The 16,655-nt window shown below is 61.8% G+C and carries 16 protein-coding genes; 6 read left to right on the forward strand and 10 right to left on the reverse strand.

The window, feature by feature from the left end:
• Nucleotides 1–96: 96 nt before the first annotated feature.
• The gene (locus BM344_RS12545; RefSeq protein ID WP_091990376.1) at nucleotides 97–1,872 is read right to left on the reverse strand and encodes an acyl-CoA dehydrogenase C-terminal domain-containing protein; all 1,776 of its coding nucleotides are present in this window, start codon (nucleotides 1,870–1,872) and stop codon (nucleotides 97–99) included.
• A 184-nt stretch (nucleotides 1,873–2,056) separates the two neighbouring features.
• Here BM344_RS12545 and BM344_RS12550 point away from each other — a divergent pair, with 184 nt between their 5' ends.
• Complete coding sequence (locus tag BM344_RS12550; RefSeq protein ID WP_091990379.1) at nucleotides 2,057–2,800, forward strand: SDR family oxidoreductase; 744 nt, start codon at nucleotides 2,057–2,059, stop codon at nucleotides 2,798–2,800.
• A gap of 6 nt (nucleotides 2,801–2,806) precedes the next feature.
• Here the strand turns inward: BM344_RS12550 and BM344_RS12555 are convergent, their stop codons facing one another.
• The 3 genes from BM344_RS12555 to BM344_RS12565 form a co-directional block, all read right to left on the reverse strand.
• Nucleotides 2,807–3,751: a sodium-dependent bicarbonate transport family permease gene (locus BM344_RS12555; protein ID WP_091990382.1), complete on the reverse strand. Its 945-nt coding sequence runs from the start codon at nucleotides 3,749–3,751 to the stop codon at nucleotides 2,807–2,809.
• A gap of 179 nt (nucleotides 3,752–3,930) precedes the next feature.
• Nucleotides 3,931–4,578 carry a ChrR family anti-sigma-E factor gene (locus BM344_RS12560; protein ID WP_091990385.1) on the reverse strand — a complete coding sequence of 216 codons (648 nt, stop codon included), beginning with the start codon at nucleotides 4,576–4,578 and terminating at the stop codon, nucleotides 3,931–3,933.
• Entirely contained in the window at nucleotides 4,575–5,174 is a 600-nt protein-coding gene (locus BM344_RS12565) for a sigma-70 family RNA polymerase sigma factor (RefSeq protein ID WP_091990388.1), read from the reverse strand. The genes BM344_RS12560 and BM344_RS12565 overlap by 4 nt, the downstream gene beginning before the upstream one ends.
• 253 nt (nucleotides 5,175–5,427) lie before the next feature.
• Here BM344_RS12565 and BM344_RS12570 point away from each other — a divergent pair, with 253 nt between their 5' ends.
• Nucleotides 5,428–6,465 (forward strand): AraC family transcriptional regulator, encoded by a 1,038-nt coding sequence (locus BM344_RS12570; protein WP_091990393.1) that lies wholly within the window; start codon nucleotides 5,428–5,430, stop codon nucleotides 6,463–6,465.
• Nucleotides 6,466–6,471: 6 nt separating this feature from the next.
• Here BM344_RS12570 and speA read toward each other — a convergent pair whose 3' ends face one another.
• Entirely contained in the window at nucleotides 6,472–8,382 is a 1,911-nt protein-coding gene (gene speA, locus BM344_RS12575) for a biosynthetic arginine decarboxylase (protein WP_091990396.1), read from the reverse strand.
• A 208-nt stretch (nucleotides 8,383–8,590) separates the two neighbouring features.
• Between speA and speE the strand changes: the two genes are divergently transcribed.
• Entirely contained in the window at nucleotides 8,591–9,472 is an 882-nt protein-coding gene (gene speE / locus BM344_RS12580) for a polyamine aminopropyltransferase (RefSeq protein ID WP_091990399.1), read from the forward strand.
• A 102-nt stretch (nucleotides 9,473–9,574) separates the two neighbouring features.
• Here speE and BM344_RS12585 read toward each other — a convergent pair whose 3' ends face one another.
• Both BM344_RS12585 and glnK read right to left on the reverse strand, forming a co-directional pair.
• Entirely contained in the window at nucleotides 9,575–10,846 is a 1,272-nt protein-coding gene (locus BM344_RS12585; RefSeq protein WP_091990403.1) for an ammonium transporter, read from the reverse strand.
• Nucleotides 10,847–10,916: 70 nt separating this feature from the next.
• Entirely contained in the window at nucleotides 10,917–11,255 is a 339-nt protein-coding gene (gene glnK / locus BM344_RS12590) for a P-II family nitrogen regulator (protein ID WP_004578958.1), read from the reverse strand.
• Nucleotides 11,256–11,649: 394 nt separating this feature from the next.
• Here glnK and BM344_RS12595 point away from each other — a divergent pair, with 394 nt between their 5' ends.
• From BM344_RS12595 to trmB, 3 genes are all read left to right on the forward strand, one after another.
• A complete protein-coding gene (locus BM344_RS12595; RefSeq protein WP_091990407.1) occupies nucleotides 11,650–11,904 on the forward strand; it encodes an accessory factor UbiK family protein in 255 nt (84 codons plus the stop codon).
• Nucleotides 11,905–11,964: 60 nt separating this feature from the next.
• On the forward strand, nucleotides 11,965–13,491 hold the full coding sequence (locus BM344_RS12600; protein ID WP_091990411.1) for a YifB family Mg chelatase-like AAA ATPase: 1,527 nt from the start codon (nucleotides 11,965–11,967) through the stop codon (nucleotides 13,489–13,491).
• Between the two features lie 72 nt (nucleotides 13,492–13,563).
• On the forward strand, nucleotides 13,564–14,298 hold the full coding sequence (gene trmB, locus BM344_RS12605; protein WP_091990413.1) for a tRNA (guanosine(46)-N7)-methyltransferase TrmB: 735 nt from the start codon (nucleotides 13,564–13,566) through the stop codon (nucleotides 14,296–14,298).
• A 70-nt stretch (nucleotides 14,299–14,368) separates the two neighbouring features.
• Here the strand turns inward: trmB and BM344_RS12610 are convergent, their stop codons facing one another.
• From BM344_RS12610 to rdgB, 3 genes are read right to left on the reverse strand one after another with little or no spacing between them, the layout of a single operon-like run.
• Nucleotides 14,369–14,902 carry a hypothetical protein gene (locus BM344_RS12610; RefSeq protein ID WP_091990416.1) on the reverse strand — a complete coding sequence of 178 codons (534 nt, stop codon included), beginning with the start codon at nucleotides 14,900–14,902 and terminating at the stop codon, nucleotides 14,369–14,371.
• Nucleotides 14,902–16,041, reverse strand: a complete 1,140-nt coding sequence (gene hemW / locus BM344_RS12615) for a radical SAM family heme chaperone HemW (protein ID WP_091991101.1) — start codon at nucleotides 16,039–16,041, stop codon at nucleotides 14,902–14,904. The genes BM344_RS12610 and hemW overlap by 1 nt, the downstream gene beginning before the upstream one ends.
• A 1-nt stretch (nucleotide 16,042) precedes the next feature.
• Nucleotides 16,043–16,654, reverse strand: coding sequence for an RdgB/HAM1 family non-canonical purine NTP pyrophosphatase (rdgB, locus tag BM344_RS12620; RefSeq protein WP_091990419.1), 612 nt, complete (start codon nucleotides 16,652–16,654; stop codon nucleotides 16,043–16,045).
• Nucleotide 16,655 lies beyond the last annotated feature (1 nt).

The raw sequence follows: 16,655 nt of genomic DNA on the forward strand, positions 1-16,655 counted from the left end.
CCTATTATCGGTTGGAGTACTGGCGCGCTGAAGGTCAGAAGCTGCCAGATGCCGGTCATTTCCGGCCAGGGCAGTCGCGCCCTGGCCGATGACCGCTTACGCCGCCCAGTGATCGTCCTCAAACGCCATCAGGCTATCCTTGCCGCTCTGGATGTCCTCCAGCAGCCAGTGCACCTCGGGCAGCAGCTTCTGGAAGTAGAAGCGGGCCGAAACCACTTTGCTCTCCAGCAACGGCTTGTTGCCCTCGCCAGCGGCCAGTTGCCGGTTGGCCACGTTGGCCATCCGGGACCACAGGTAGCCGATCACGGTCAGGGCCATCAGGCGTAGATAAGGCGTGGCCGCCGCGCCGGCCTGCTCCGGATCTTTGGGCGCGTTGGAGGCGAGCCACAGGGTGGCGCTTTCCAGAGCCTTGATGGCGCCCTTCAGCTCCTCGCCGTGCGGCGCATCGGGGTTGTCCTTGAGATAGCCACCAAGCACACCGAACAGTCCACGGACCAGTTGCCCGCCTTTCAGGCTCAGCTTTCGGCCCACCAGATCCATTGCCTGGATGCCGTTGGTGCCCTCGTAGATCCGGGCAATCCGGCCGTCCCGGACCAGTTGCTCCAGCGGCCAGTCGGTGGTGAAGCCGGAACCGCCCAGAACCTGCAAACCGGTGTTGGCGTTGTTGAAGCCTTCGTCGGTGAGGAAGGCTTTCACCACCGGAGTCAGCAGCTGCACCAGATCGTCAGCCGATTCACGCACGGCTTCGTCCGGGTGGGCAGCAGACAGATCCAGCTGGTGGCCGGTAAACAGGGCCAGGGCCCGCATCCCCTCGTTCAGCACTTTCTGGCGCATCAGCATGCGGCGCACATCCGGGTGCACGATGATCGGGTCTGCGGGGCCGTCGGGGTTCTTGGGGCCGCTCAGTGAACGGCTCTGCAGGCGCTCGCGGGCGAAGCCCAGGCTTTCCTGATAGGCCATTTCGGCCAGCCCCAGGCCCTGCATGCCCACCATCAGGCGGGCCTCGTTCATCATGGTGAACATGGCGCGCATGCCGTCGTTGGGCTCGCCCACCAGCCAGCCTTTGGCGCCCTCAAAGTTCATCACACAGGTGGCAGAGCCCTTGATGCCCATCTTGTGCTCAAGGCCGCCACAGAACGCCGGGTTGCGTTCCCCGGAGTCCGGCAGGAACTTGGGCACTACGAACAATGAGATACCCTTGGTGGTGTCCGGTGCGCCCGGTAGCTTGGCCAGGACCAGGTGCACGATGTTGTCCACCAGGTCGTGTTCGCCGCCGGTAATCCAGATCTTGGTGCCCTCGATGGCGTAGCTGCCATCGTCGTTGGGAGTGGCCCGGGTTCGGATCATGCCCAGGTCGGTACCGCACTGGGGCTCGGTCAGGCACATGGTTCCGGTCCATTCGCCCGAGATCAGCTTTTCCAGGTAGGTCTGCTTGAGTTCGTCCGAACCGTGCGTATAAAGGGCGCTGATGGCGCCGTGGGTCAGGCCGGGGTACATGCCCAGTGACAGATTGGTGGAGCAGACCATCTCGTCCACTACAAACTTCAGGGTGTGGGGCAGGCCCTGGCCTCCGAACTCCAGCGGTGCGTCCAGCGCGGTCCAGCCACCCTCGACAAACTTCCGGTAGGCCTCCTTGAAGCCCTCGGGTGTTGTCACCGACCGGGATTCCGGATCGTAGTGGCAACCCTCACGATCGCCGGCAGTGTTCGTAGGCTGAATCACCTCGGCCGCCAGCTTGCCTGCCTCGTCGATCACCGCCGAAATCAGATCCGGTGTCGCATCGGCGTATTTTTCCAGCTCGTGCAGCCGGTCTACACCCAGAACATCGAACAATAGAAAGCGAAGGTCATTCGCCGGAGCCTGGTATTGCATGGATTCTCTCCCAGTTGCGCTGTGTAATCATGGGTTTGCATCGTTTCTGAAGAAACCCGTCCAGGAACCATAAACAGGAATTGGAACACCGGTTTCATACGATCGTTTTAATTTGCTGGTTCACTGCCACCAGGGTCCAGACGCCAGATTCTGCGTATGTACTGGTTCAGCCAGGAGGAATGCCATGAAACGAGTTGTCATTGCCGGCGTCTCCGGCGCCATTGGTGGGGCGCTGGCCCAGCGGTTGCTGCAGCGGGAGCCGGATACCCGGGTGATTGGCCTTTGCCGGAACCCGGACGCCGCGCCCGAGCCTTTGCGCACGGAAGAACGCTGTACCCTGTTGCCCTGGGACGCCGAGGACCCAGCGTCGCCCCGGGCGGTTGCCGAGGCCCTGGAACCAGTCCTGGGACGGGATGACGGCATTGACACCTTCATCTACGCGGCCGGTCTGCTGCACGGCCAGGGCATGTTTCCGGAGAAGCGGCTGGAGGATCTGGAACCGGCCAATCTGGCGCGGGCGTTTGCTGTTAACGCCACCGGATTTGGTCTGCTTGCCCGGGCGTTGCTGCCCTGGCTGCGACATCGGGAGTTCAAGCGGATAGCGGCCATCTCGGCCAAGGTCGGGTCAATTACCGACAACGGGTTTGGCGGCTGGTATGCCTATCGCAGCTCGAAGGCGGCGCTGAATATGCTGGTGCGCAATCTGTCCATCGAGCTGCCGCGTCGATGCAAACCGATTGCCTGCGTGGCCCTGCATCCGGGCACAACGGAATCGGCCCTCAGTGAGCCGTTCAGCCAGTCGCTGGCCAAACTGAAGGTGCACACACCGGCACAAACCGCGGATAACCTGGTCAGGGTGCTGGAGGGGCTGGGGGACGAAAGCAACGGCCGGTTCTTCAGTTGGGATGGCTCGGAACTGCCGTGGTAGGGGACACTAGACCGGTACCGCCCAGCTGAGCAGGTTGTAGTAGAGGCCGATCCCGACCAGCACGTTGAACGGGAAGGTCACGCCCAGAGAGGCCAGCATGGCCAGGCCAATGTCGGCGTCGGGCACGGCATGGCGCACGGCTACCGGAGCGGCGATGTAGGACGCGCTGGCGGTCAGGGTGGCGAGAATCACGGTGGAGCCGGTGCCAAGCCCCAGCAGGGTGCCCACCGTAAGGCCCGCGACCGAAAGCACCGGCGGCATGGCCAGCCCGAACAGCACCACCCGCCAATGTCGCAACTTCAGATTACGCAGGGTTTCGGCCGCCACCAGCCCCATTTCCAGCAGGAACAACGACAGGATCACGGAAAAGGCGCTGGTAAGCGGCGCAGTCACACCGGTGCCCTGGCCCGGGCCATAAAGGGCGCCAATCACCACCCCACCGACCAGCAGGATAACGCTCCGATTGGTCAGGGTTTCCTGCCAAAGCGGCGCTCCCTGGGCGTTGCCGGTGCGTTGGCCGAAACGGCGGTAGAACCAGAGCCCGACCATGATGGCGGGCAGCTCCAGCAACACGAGATAAAGCGTGACCTGTCCACCGGCGCTGAGGCCGCGGGTTTCAACCCAGGCCAGCGCCACGGCAAAGGTGCCGGCGCTGACAGACCCGTAGTGGGCGGCGAAACTGGCGGTGTCGGCGATCGACAGGCCGACGCCATAACGCAGGATCGGAATCATCAGCAGGGGCAGGGTAAAGCCCAGACCGGCAACCGCCACCATTTCCAGCAGCAAGTCCGGCGACAGGTTGCCGTAGAGTGCCATGCCGCCTTTCAGGCCGATCGTCAGCATCAGCAGCAGGCTGAGGATGTCGTAGGCTTCGCGGGGAATCGACAGGTCGGATTTAACGGTTCCCGCCACGAGGCCCAGCAGGAAGAACATCACGATAATGTCGGGCATGGGTCGGTCGGCACGCTTTTTTGATGGTCAGGAATAAGCCGGTGTTGTTTTCAAGTGTAGGGGCGCAGGCACAGAGGTCAATTCAACCATCAAGGCATTGCCGGGGCCGGGTGTTTCGGTTAGCCAAAAAAAACCGGGGGCCATTGACCCCCGGTTTCCCGACTACCTGATCACTGAATTTACCGGATGAACGGGTTGAGCATCCTGGTGAAGGTACCGGTCAGCTTGACCGGCGCGCTCAGCACCGACAGCGTGATGCAATCCTCGCACCCCACTGCTACCGGCTTGTGCTCATCCTCGTCGTTCAGGACCACGAAATCCCACTGGTTGAACACGCCTTTCTGGTCGGCGAACGCGCCCTGCAACACAATCGTAGTCTCTTCACCCCGGTGGGTGTGTGCCGGCGCCTTGCCTCCGGCCGCCAGTTTCTGCAGCACCACCTGCTCTTTCTGGCCGGGGAAGCGGTCCGTGATATCGAGAACGCTCACGTCTCCCAGTTGACGTTTCCAGGGCAGGCTGTTCAGATCGTCACCCAGCAGTTTCTGAAGTGCGCCCACCCGGGGAGCACGGTATTCAGGTGCCGTATCGTTATCCGAAGCGCTGCCAACCTCAATCTGGGCCATGATGCTGTCGAACATGTTTTCCGAGACACTCACCTTGGGCTGCTGTTCCATCATGACAGCGCCCAGACTGTCCAGGGTATCCACACGGCTACGGCAGTGCGGACACTTGTCCAGGTGGAGCCGGATGCACAGGGCATGGGGCTCACTCAGGTTGCCTGCGCTGTATTCCATCAAGCTCAGGCTGTCGGGATGGTGCCGTGTCATACGTTCTGGTCCTGCAAGATCACTTTCAGTTTGTTCAATGCCAGGCGAACCCGACTCTTCACGGTTCCAAGGGGAATATCGAGTTCATCTGCCACCATCTGGTGGGACTTATTCTCCATGTAAACCTTCGCGATGACCGTGATCTGCTCCTCTGGAAGATGACTCAGGGAATCGCGAATCCTTCTTTCTGACATGAGACGATGCAGTGACGTCACCGGCTCGTTTTCATTCTCGCCCGGAATCTGCCAGAGATCCTCGGTTTCAACCGGCATCTCGGCGCTGGTGCGCTGCATTTTCCGCAGCATATCGATGCGCTGATTCCGGGCAATGGTGAAGATCCAGGTGGAAGCGGCCGCTTTCCGCCAATCGTACAAACAGGAGCGACGCCAGATGGAGACAAACACTTCCTGAACCAGCTCCTCTGCATGGCTGGCCAGGCCGTTCGCCATGGCGTAATACTTGATCTGTGGGCCAAAATGCTCGAACAGCGCGCGATACGCTTCGCGATCCTGATTTTTGCCCACTTTCTGCAGCATCTGGCTCCAGGGGTCTTTCCGGCCCTCGGAACTTGCTGGCTTCTGATCCAGTGTGGTCACCGGACGCTCCTTGACAGTCGCATGATTTGAGCTTGTTCTGGTCATCATTCTATGCACTCGTCCCGGGTTTGTCAGTGTTATGGTTTACGGTTTGCCCGGATGGGCGGATCAGTCTCTCGGGAAAAAATTCTGGTCTGGCAGCAGAGCCGCCCGCAACGCGGCCCCAGGGTAATTGCCGGAAGCCTCACGGCGGTCTAGTCTGAGCGTAATAACAAGACCGGAAGACCAACCAGACCGGAAGAACGCCTGACCCATGAATGCTCCCGGCTTTACCGGACACCTGCCCGTTATCCGGGCGCATTATGCGGATATTCTCTGCCAGCTGGCCGAGGATCGCGGGCTGCCGCGCCCGGGGCTGCTGGCGGCGGCGGGCATTCGTCCCTCCATGCTCGGCCACCCGGACAACTTCATTACCGTGGATCAGTTCAGCCAGCTCTGTCTTGAGGTGCTTCAACGCAGTGACGATCCCGCGCTGGGGCTGGAATACGGCAAACGCCTGAAATTCACCACCCACGGCTCCCTGGCCCAGGCCGCCATCAGCTGCGACACACTGGAGCAGGCGCTGTCAGTGCTGATCAAGTATTTCCAGATCCGGTTCGTCTACATGCGTCTGTCGTTCTTTGTGGAAGACGCCGAGGCGGTGATCCAGTTGGATCTCAATCACTCGGTGGAGGCGCTTTACCGCTTCAATGTGGATGTGGTGATGGCGTCGCTGATGGACGTCAACCTGCTGCTGTTTGGCCGCCGCCTGTTTGAGGGTGGCCACTGCCGGCTCGATCTGCCCGAACCCGAGGATGTCGCACCCTACCGCCAGCTGTTCGGCGATCAGATCCGGTTCGGCGGAGGTGCCAACCAGCTGCGGTTCCGGCGGGATTTCCTCACGTCGCCCATGTCGCTGTCCAATCCGGTAACGCGCCGCATTGCCGAAGCCCAGTGTCGGGAGGAGATGCGTTTCATTGAGGGGGCCACATCGGTGGCGGATCGGGTGACCCGCTTGCTTGAGGCCGGGCGCAGCCCGCAATTGCCTACCCTGGAAGAGGTCGCCGGGCGTCTGCAGGTATCGGCTCGAACCCTGCGCAGGCAACTGGCGGCTGAGGGGGTGCGCTTTCAGCAGCTCCAGGAGGCACTGCGTCACCGGCGGGCAATGGAGCTGCTACGTCGCCCGGAGCTGTCCATCGACGAGATCGCCGACCTGCTCGGCTACAGTGATCCCTCCAATTTCGGACGGGCGTTCCGCAAGTGGGAGCGGGTTGCGCCCAGCGCCTGGCGCCGGACGCACGGCAAGCCCTGAGGCTGGCTACTCTTCCAGGTAGGTGTAGCCATCCAGCCCTGCCGCCAGTTCCCCGAGCAGCGCCGACTGGGTGTCGGCCGGCAGTCCGGAAGCCGAAAACTTGCGACGGTAAGCCTCCAGAAGGGTCTGGGGTTCAAAGTTCACGTACCGGAGTACCTTGGCCACAGTGTCGCCGGTTATCGGCTCGCTGATCTGATAGCCGCCGTCCGTGGTCAGGCGGACATCAACCGAATGGGTGTCGCCGAACAGGTTATGCATGTCGCCCAGGATTTCCTGGTAGGCGCCGGTCATGAAAAAGCCCATGAGCAGCGGTTCGCCGGCTTTCTCCTCGGGCAGGGGCAGCGTGGTTTCTGTGCCCTGGCCATCCACATACCGGTCAATCCGGCCATCGGAGTCGCAGGTGATGTCCTGAATCACCGCGCGGCGGTTGAGGGGTCGGTCCAGGCCGTTGACGGGCATGACCGGGAAGATCTGGTCAATGCCCCAGACGTCGGGGAGCGACTGAAACAGCGAGAAGTTCACGAACAGCTTCTCCGCCAGCTTTTCATTGAGCTCGTCGATGATTTCCCGATGGGCGCGATTGCTGCCGTTCAACTGCTCGCGCAGCAGCCGGCAGCAACCGGTATACAGGATTTCGGCGTCGGCCCGCTCCCGAAGGCTCAGAACCCCGTGGGCAAACTGGGCGTGGACATCGGCCATGGCGTGCAGGACGTCGTGGTAGATCTCCGCCAGGGAGCGTGGTGTGTGAGCGTCCTGCAGGCTTTCCAGGTCGCGCCAAAGATCATGCAGGGGTGCCGGCGCGTTATCATTGGGCTGCAGCGCTTGGCGGTTCTCGGGCGCTTCGCGGTCGATGACATTGGTCACCAGTACGGAATGGTGGGCGGTGAGGGCCCGGCCGGATTCGCTGATCAGGTCCGGATGCGGGATACCCTGCCGGTCGCATTCGGCCTGCAGAACGTGGATCACATTGTAGGCGTATTCATAGACGCTGTAATTCATGGAGCAACTGCTGCGGGAGCGGGTGCCCTCGTAATCGACACCAAGCCCCCCACCAATGTCGACCGTGCCGATGGGCGCGCCCATCTGGCGAAGCTCGCTGTAGAACCGGGCGCATTCGCGCAGGCCGGTCTGGATATCGCGGATATTGGCAATCTGGGAGCCCAGGTGGAAATGCAGCAGTTGCAGCGTGTCCAGGGCTCCGGCCTCTTTGAGGGTATCCACTACGTCCAGCACCTGGCTGGCCGAGAGACCGAACTTGGATTTTTCGCCGCCGGTGTTCTGCCAGTTGCCCTTGCCAATGGTTGCCAGGCGCGCGCGCACGCCAATCAGTGGTGTTACGCCCAGGGCCCGGGATTCCTCCAGGATCAGCGGCAGCTCGGATTTCTTTTCGACCACAATGAACACCTGGTGGCCCAGGGCCTGGCCGATCAGCGCCAGGCGAACGTACTCCCGGTCCTTGTAACCGTTGCAGACAATCACCGAGCCCTTTTGCTGCGACATCGCCAGTACCGCCATCAACTCCGGCTTGCTGCCGGCCTCAAGGCCGATCTGGCCATTGGATGCCGCCGGCTCGGTTGCCAGCAGTTCCTCCACGACCCGTCGCTGTTGGTTGACCTTGATGGGGTAAACCGCGGTATATCGGCCCTGGTAGGCCTGTTCACTGGCAACGCGGTTGAAGGCGTTGCAGAGCTTGTTGACCCGGTCGTGCAGGATATCGACAAAGCGCACCAGTACCGGTAACTGGACGCCGGAGCCTGTGAGTGTGCGGGTCAGCTCTGGAAGGTTGATGCCCGCGGGGGTCTGGCCCCGGTCGGGGCGGATCAGGACTTCCCCACGGGCGTTGACGTCGATGTAGCCGTCGCTCCAGTGGGCAATGTTGTAGACCTGGTGGGCCGGGGTAGCGCTGGCTTTGCTCATGCTTGCTATCCTGTCTGGAAACACTGGCCGGCGGGGCGTTGCAGCCGGCGGCCTTTGGCGGTCATTGTATGGATTCCGGCCCCGGGCTAAAAGAACCGGGCCCGGAAAATATCCGGACGCTCCGACGATTTGCGCTTTAGCTCAGCTCGGGCCGGCCCTACAATACGCCCTTTTGACTCAGCCCAAGGCCGACAGCGGGAGGCAAAACATGGCAGCATTGAACGATGGCTGGTTTACCGAGGTATTCCAGGACCAGGGCACGGCATTTTCCCTGCAGGTGAAACGGAAACTGCACGAGGAGCAGACCCCGTTCCAGAAACTGGAGATCTACGAAACCGAGACGTTTGGCAACCTGATGGTGCTCGACGGCTGTGTGATGCTCACCACCCGTGACAATTTCCTCTACCACGAGATGATGACCCATCCGGCGCTGTTCACCCATCGGAACCCGAAAAAGGTGGTGATTGTCGGCGGCGGTGATTGCGGCACCCTGAAAGAGGTACTCAAACATCCCGGTGTTGAGGAAGCCTGGCAGGTGGAAATCGACGAAAGGGTCACCCGCATGTCGGAGAAGTACTTTCCCGAGCTTTGCGAGGCCAACGGCGATCCCCGGGCCAATTTCTTCTTCGGTGACGGCATCCAGTGGATGCGGGATATCGAGCCGAACAGTGTCGACCTGATCATCATCGACAGCACCGATCCGGTAGGGCCGGCCGAAGGCCTGTTCGCCCTGGATTTCTATCGGGATGCCATGCTGGCCCTGCGCGAGGGCGGCATTATTGTGCAGCAGAGCGAATCGCCGCTGCTGCACACCGACAGCATCATCAGGGATATCCACAAGGACATGCGCAAGGCCGGGTTCGAACACGTACAGACCCTGCCGTTCCCGCAGCCGGTCTATCCCACCGGCTGGTGGAGCTGCACCATGGCCAGCAAGGAGAATCCGCTGCGCTATTTCCGGGAGGAGGACGCCAACAACCGACCTTTCGTGACCCGTTACTACAACGCAGGTGTACATCGGGGCGCACTGGCCATGCCGCAGTTCATGGTGGATGCACTGGAAGACGAGGTTCGCCCGGAAGAGGGCTGATCAAACGCGCAGAGAATGACCAACCGGAACTGGCCAGCCAGTTCCGTGAAGGCAAAAAAAGGGGCGCCGGATGGCGCCCCTTCTTCGTTATGGAGTCAGCGCTTACTGCTTGCCGCTGACAAACTCCGGATAGGCTTCCATACCACACTCGGACAGATCCACACCTTCGTACTCGTCTTCTTCGCTGACCCGCAGGCCCATGACAGCCTTCAGGATGCCCCAGACCACGAGGCTGGCAACGAACACCCAGACGAAGATGGTAATGGCGCCAACAATCTGGCCGGTGAAGGTGACGTCGCCGTTGGTGAGCGGCACCAGCAGCAGGCCCAGCAGACCACAGACACCGTGTACCGAGATGGCACCGACCGGGTCGTCGATCCGCAGCTTGTCCATGGTCACGATGCTCAGGACTACGAGTACGCCGCCGATGGCGCCGAACAGAGTGGCAGTCAGCGCGCTCGGGGTGGACGGCTCGGCGGTGATGGTCACCAGACCGGCCAGGGCACCGTTCAGCAGCATGGTCAGGTCGGCCTTACCGAACATCAGGCGAGCGGTGATCAGGGCCGCGACGGCGCCACCGGCAGCTGCCGTGTTGGTGTTCAGGAACACCATGGCCACGGAGTTGGCGCTGGCGATGTCGCCCAGTTTCAGGACGGAACCGCCGTTGAAGCCAAACCAGCCCATCCACAGGATGAAGGTACCCAGGGTAGCCAGCGGCAGGTTGGCGCCCGGGAAGGCGCGGATTTCGCCGTTGGGGCCGTACTTGCCCTTACGGGCGCCGAGCAGGAGTACACCGGCAAGAGCGGCAGCCGCACCGGCCATGTGCACGATACCGGAACCGGCAAAGTCACTGAAGCCAAGGTCGCCCAGGGTGTACATGCCAAACACGGAGGCACCGCCCCAGGTCCAGGCACCTTCCAGCGGGTAGATAAAGCCGGTCATGAACACGGCGAATACCAGGAAGGCCCACAGCTTCATACGCTCGGCCACGGCACCGGACACGATGGACATGGCGGTGGCAACGAACACGACCTGGAAGAAGAAGTCAGAAGCGCCGGAGTAGATGGAACCACCCTCGAAGCCGTCTTCACGGCCGGCAAAATCGCCGAGCACCGCAGCGGTATCTACGTCGGCAATGCCGGACAGGAAGATGTTGCCGCCGTACATGATGGCGTAGCCGCACACCAGGTACATGATGCAGGAAATGGCAAACAGGGCCACGTTCTTGGTCAGGATTTCCGTGGTGTTCTTGGCACGCACCAGGCCGGATTCGAGCATGGCAAAGCCAGCTGCCATCCACATGACTAATGCGCCGCACACCAGAAAATAAAAGGTATCTATAGCGTACTGCAGGTGAAAGATGTTGCTTTCCATTTGAAGCCCTCCGCACGAGGCTTTTCAGGTTTAGAATTTTTTGCGTTGGCTGTTCTGCGTCAGAACTGGTTCACACCGCTTCTTCGCCGGTTTCGCCCGTCCGGATCCGGATGGCCTGTTCCAGTTCGGTTACAAAGATCTTGCCGTCACCGATCTTGCCGGTGTTGGCTGCCTTGGTAATGGATTCGATGACCTGGTCGAGCAGGTTGTCGCCGATGGCAACCTCCACCTTGACCTTGGGCAGGAAGTCCACCACGTATTCCGCGCCACGATAGAGTTCTGTGTGGCCTTTCTGCCGACCGAAGCCTTTGACTTCAGTGACGGTTACGCCTTGCACGCCAATCTCGGATAGTGCCTCACGGACATCATCCAATTTGAAAGGCTTGATGATCGCTGTCACAAGTTTCATTGCTTTCTCCTTGGTAAAGCCGTCCCAACATTGAGGGCCCGTCGGCCGTTTGTTGAGTTCGGGATGCTGCCACCTCGCACACCAATTGTGCGGATTGCGTACGAGAGCTTTAGCATCGGGTATGCCAACGCAAAAAAATTCATTAAAAACAACAATATGGTTTGCGGCCGTCCCAGAATGGAGCAAAGATGTGCACCAAAATGAAGCGCGCCTCCCGAGTGTGAGCCAAATTAGAGCAGGGCTCGCCCGGTCGGTGCGCAGTATACCGCTGACCGGCTACAGTATGGCAGTAGCTGCGGTGTGATACACTCCCACCGTTCGGTCAATAGTCGTCCCGTCTGGTGATATCCGGGCTTTATTGGAACGGCACTACGGGAATCAAGGGAGGTGACAAGTGAAAGGTCCACAAGATATTTTTGCCCAGCTGCAGGGCCAGTTCGGCCAGTTTGTTCCCGACATGGCCCGCGCCGCCCGGGAAGATTTTGAAACCCAGGCCCGGGCGGCGGTTATGGCCGTGCTTTCCCGTCTGGAGCTGGTAACCCGCGAAGAATTCGATGCCCAGCAGGCGGTGCTGATGAAAACCCGCGAAAAGGTCGAAGCTCTTGAGAAGCGGGTGGCGGAGCTGGAGAAGTCCCGGGCCGCGAACTGAGTTACAGGGCCCGGCAGGACGCCGGGTCAGTTATTGAATTACCGACCAGGGAAGGTTGTCATGCTAGCGATTGTCCATGCGCGCGCCATCATCGGCGTGTCCGCGCCTGCGGTTACCGTAGAAGTCCACCTCTCCGGAGGACTTCCTGCACTGTCTATAGTCGGACTGCCGGAAACCGGCGTCCGGGAAAGCAAGGAGCGGGTGCGAAGCGCCCTGCTCAACGCCGGCTTTGAGTTTCCGGCGCGACGCATCACCATCAACCTGGCTCCCGCTGATCTGCCCAAGGAGGGCGGCCGTTTCGACCTGCCTATCGCCCTGGGCATTCTGGCGGCCTCCGGCCAGATACCGGCCGACAGCCTGACCGGCTGCGAGTTTCTTGGTGAACTGTCCCTGGATGGTGCCCTGCGACCGGTCAAGGGGGTGCTGCCTGCGGTGTTGGCGGCACGGGATGATGAGCGGGCGCTGCTGGTGCCGAAAGCCAACGCCGGTGAAGCGTCCCTTGCAAGCCGGGATGATGTGCTGGCCGCCGGACATCTGCTGGCGGTGTGTGAACATCTCAGTAGTCGGGCCCGGCTGGTGCCGGTGGCTCGTTGCTCGCTGGCCCGGGACGCGCCGTCGGACGGTCCGGACCTGTCGGAAGTCCGGGGCCAGCGGGTACCCCGGCGTGCACTGGAAGTGGCGGCAGCCGGAGGCCACAACCTGCTGTTTTTCGGGCCACCGGGCACCGGTAAGAGCATGCTTGCCAGTCGACTGCCGGGCATACTGCCGGCGCTGGAAGACGCCGCGGCCATGGAAGTGGCCAGCGTTCACTCTGTAGCCGGCTTGCCGGTGCGTGAGGGACGTTGGCGCGAGCCACCCTTCCGGGCGCCCCATCACACCGCGTCTGCCGTTGCCCTGGTGGGAGGTGGCAGCAGCCCGCGACCGGGAGAAATCTCACTGGCCCATCAGGGCGTATTGTTCCTCGACGAGCTGCCTGAGTTTGAGCGCCGGGTGCTGGAGGTGCTTCGGGAGCCGATGGAGACCGGCGAGATTGCCATCAGTCGCGCGGCGCGGCAGGTCCGGTTCCCCGCCCGGTTCCAGGTGGTGGGCGCCATGAATCCCTGCCCCTGTGGCTACAGCGGCCACCCCAGCATCGAGTGTCAGTGTACGCCTCAGCAGGTGATGCGCTATCGCTCGAAGATTTCCGGCCCGCTCCTGGATCGCTTCGACCTGCATATCGAAGTACCAGTGCAGGGTGGCAGTGTGCTGATGGCGGAGGGATGCGACGGAGAGAGCAGTGCCTCCGTGCGCGAGCGCGTGATTGCGGCGCGACAGCGCCAGGGGCAGCGGCGTTGCCTGAACGCAAATCTCGCAGGCCGCGATCTCCAGGCAGCCTGTCGGCTTGATACCAGAGGGGAGCAGCTGTTGTCAGGTGCCATGGAGCGGTTGGGGCTCTCGGCCAGGGCCCTGCACCGCATCCTCCGGGTAGCCAGAACGCTCGCCGATCTGGAGGGCTGTGACCAGTTGGCGCACAGCCACCTGGTCGAGGCCCTTGGCTATCGCAATCTGGATCGGCAACAGGGCGGGCAGTCCTTGGTCTCCGCCTGACGCGCACCACTCTGGTAAACTGGTGGCAAATCTCGATGAACAACTCCCGCTGCCTGCGGTTAAGGATTGCAGATGACTGACCAGAACAACCCGCAAGATCCGAAAGACACGGCCGCGGAATCGCCGGTTACCACGCGTCGCGGTGTGCGCAGCTTTGTGTTGCGCCAGGGCCGGATGACTGAAGGTCAGAAAAAGGCTTTTGAGCGTAGCTGGCCCAAATATGGCCTGACCCGTGAGCACGGCATGATCGACCCTCGCGAGGTATTCGGCCGCGATAACATGCTGAACCTCGAAATCGGGTTTGGCATGGGGAAATCACTGGCGGACATGGCCGAAGCCTCCCCCGAGCAGGACTTTATCGGCGTTGAGGTACACCAGCCCGGCGTCGGGGCACTGCTCAAGGAGATCGAGGACCGGGGCCTGGAGAATGTCCGGATCTACAGCATCGACGCCAACGACGTTATTGACCTGTGCCTGCCCGACGCCTGCCTCGACAGGGTGATGGTGTTCTTCCCGGACCCCTGGCACAAGAAGCGTCATCACAAGCGCCGGCTGATCCAGCATGAGTTCGTACAGCGCGTCCGTCACAAGCTTCGGGTTGGGGGCATACTGCACCTGGCAACGGACTGGGAGAACTATGCCGAACACATGATGGAGGTGATGAACGAGTCGGAGGGATTCGCCAACACCCAGGAATCTGGTGGCTATTCACCTCGCCCGGACGACCGCCCCATGACCAAGTTCGAGAAGCGTGGTGAAAACCTGGGCCACGGGGTCTGGGATCTGCTGTTCTATCGCACCAACTGATTCTTGTTTTGGCAGCACGCCCTGGCGGGAGTACGCCCCATTGGTGTGCTGGTCCCCATTGGTGTGCTGGTCAGTGGTGGGCGAGGGGGTGTCGCCGGGACGCCCGGATGATCACCAGGCCGGCGATACCCAGGGTCAGGGCGGTAAACTTGATCAGGGCGCAGAGCGTCGCCGACAGGGTCATGGCATCCGTGGGCGGGTTCAGGTTGTTCAGAAGCAGGATGTTTTCCGTTACATCACTCAGGCCAGCGGTGGTGAACAGCGCCCGCACCCAACGGGCACTCATCCGCTCGCGAATACCCGGGCGGTCCCGGGTAAAGTGCCGGGTGAGGTGAATCAGCGCCAGCATGTAGACGGGAATAAAGAGGAAATCCACCCACAGGGAGATCCTCGCCCAGCCGATCCCGTCGGTTTGCCAACTGGTAAGAATGGCCTCGGCGTGATCGGCACTGCCAGCGAGCTGAAAGCTGACGATGCCCTGGGGTGCTGAAGGCGTTTGCAGGGGCTGGTTGATCAGCAGCAGTGCCAGCAGGAGTACAGCGGAAACGCACAGGCTGGCTTTCAGGCCTGTAGGCAGGGCTGGCGCGGCGTGTGCGGGGTCCATTACAGAAAACGCTCCAACAGGCTGTTCAGATATCTCTGGCCAAGGTCGGTGGCCTGCAGCCGACCTTTTTCCAGCAATCCTTCCTTTCTCAATTGATCAAGTTTTACCCCAACTGTTGCCAGGGGTAAACCCGTGCGCTGTAAAAAAAGCGTCTCATCCACACCTTCACTCAGCCGCAGGGCGTTCATCAGAAACTCCAGCGGTCGCTCGTCGGGCTCAATCTCGGCAGTGCCAGCGGTGCGGCTGCCAATGCGGTTCAGGTAAGCCTCGGGTTGCCGGGTTTTCCAGTAGCGCTGGATGCGACCGTCCGCAAAACTGACCTTGCCGTGGGCGCCGGCACCGAGCGCCAGGTAGTCGCCGAAGGTCCAGTAATTAAGATTGTGACGTGAGGCGCGATTGTTACGGCACCAGGCGGAAACTTCGTAGTCGCGATAGCCATGCGCCCGGAGGAAACGGGCACCCTGCTGGTAGATATCCCAAAGGCGATCGTCGTCGGGCAGACTTGGAGGTCGGCTGTAGAACTCGGTGTTCGGCTCGAGCGTCAGCTGGTACCAGGACAGATGAGGCGGCTCGTAGGCCAGGGCGGCCTCAAGATCGCGGACCGCCTGCTCCGGCGTCTGGCCTGGCAAACCGTGCATCAGGTCAATGTTGAAGTTATCGAATCCGGCCTGCCGGGCGGTCTGGATCGCCCGATGGGCGGAGTCGCTGTCATGGATTCGCCCCAGCACGGTCAGGTGGTCCGGGTCGAAGCTCTGGACGCCAATCGAGAGCCGGTTGATGCCGGCCTTGCGAAAGGCCTCGAAACGCCCTGCCTCCAGCGTGCCGGGGTTGGCTTCCAGGGTAATTTCGGCGTCCACGGCCAGAGCCAGTTTCTCGCGCAGGCGGCCAAACAGCGCCTGGTAAAAGGCGCCACTCAACAGCGACGGCGTGCCGCCGCCGATAAACACCGTGGAGATCTTCCGTCCGGAAACCAGCGCCAGGTCCTGGTCCAGGTCTTCCAGCAGCGCGTCGAGGTAGGCAGATTCCGGAAGCTCCCCCTGCAGGGCGTGAGAATTGAAGTCGCAGTAGGGACACTTGCGAACGCACCAGGGAACGTGGATGTAAAGACTCAAAGGTGGCCGCACGGCCTGCACCGGCATGTCAGCCACCGGCAGGGAATCCCGCACGGAGCTGTTCCAGCAGCAAGCTCAGGGCACGACCACGATGGCTGATACGTCCTTTTTCCGCCCGGGACAGTTCGGCAGCGCTGCAATTATGTTCCGGCGCCAGGAACACCGGATCGTAGCCAAACCCACCGTCGCCCCGGGGCGCCCGGAGAATGGTGCCGGGCCAGCGGCCGTGACAGATGATCGGGGTCGGGTCGTCGGCGTGGCGCAGGTACACCAGGACACAGTGGAACTGTGCGCCCCGGCGTGCGTCCTCCACGTCGGCCAGGGCCTCGAGCAGGGCCTGCACGTTGTCCTCGTCGGAGGCATCATCCCCGGCGAAACGGGCCGAGCGGACGCCCGGCCGCCCGCCGAGGGCATCCACCGCCAGACCGCTGTCGTCGGCCAGGGCTGGCAGACCGGTAGCGCGTGCCGCATGCCGCGCTTTCAGGATGGCGTTCTCGACAAAGGTCACCGCGGGCTCATCGGCCTCGTCGACGCCCAGCTCGCCCTGAGCCACCGGGGTCATGCCCAGGGGTGCCAGTAACTCTGAAAGCTCCGCAATCTTGCCCTTGTTGTTGCTGGCAATGACCAGTTTTTCCGTCATA

The organism is Marinobacter gudaonensis (assembly GCF_900115175.1).
Lineage (GTDB): Bacteria > Pseudomonadota > Gammaproteobacteria > Pseudomonadales > Oleiphilaceae > Marinobacter > Marinobacter gudaonensis.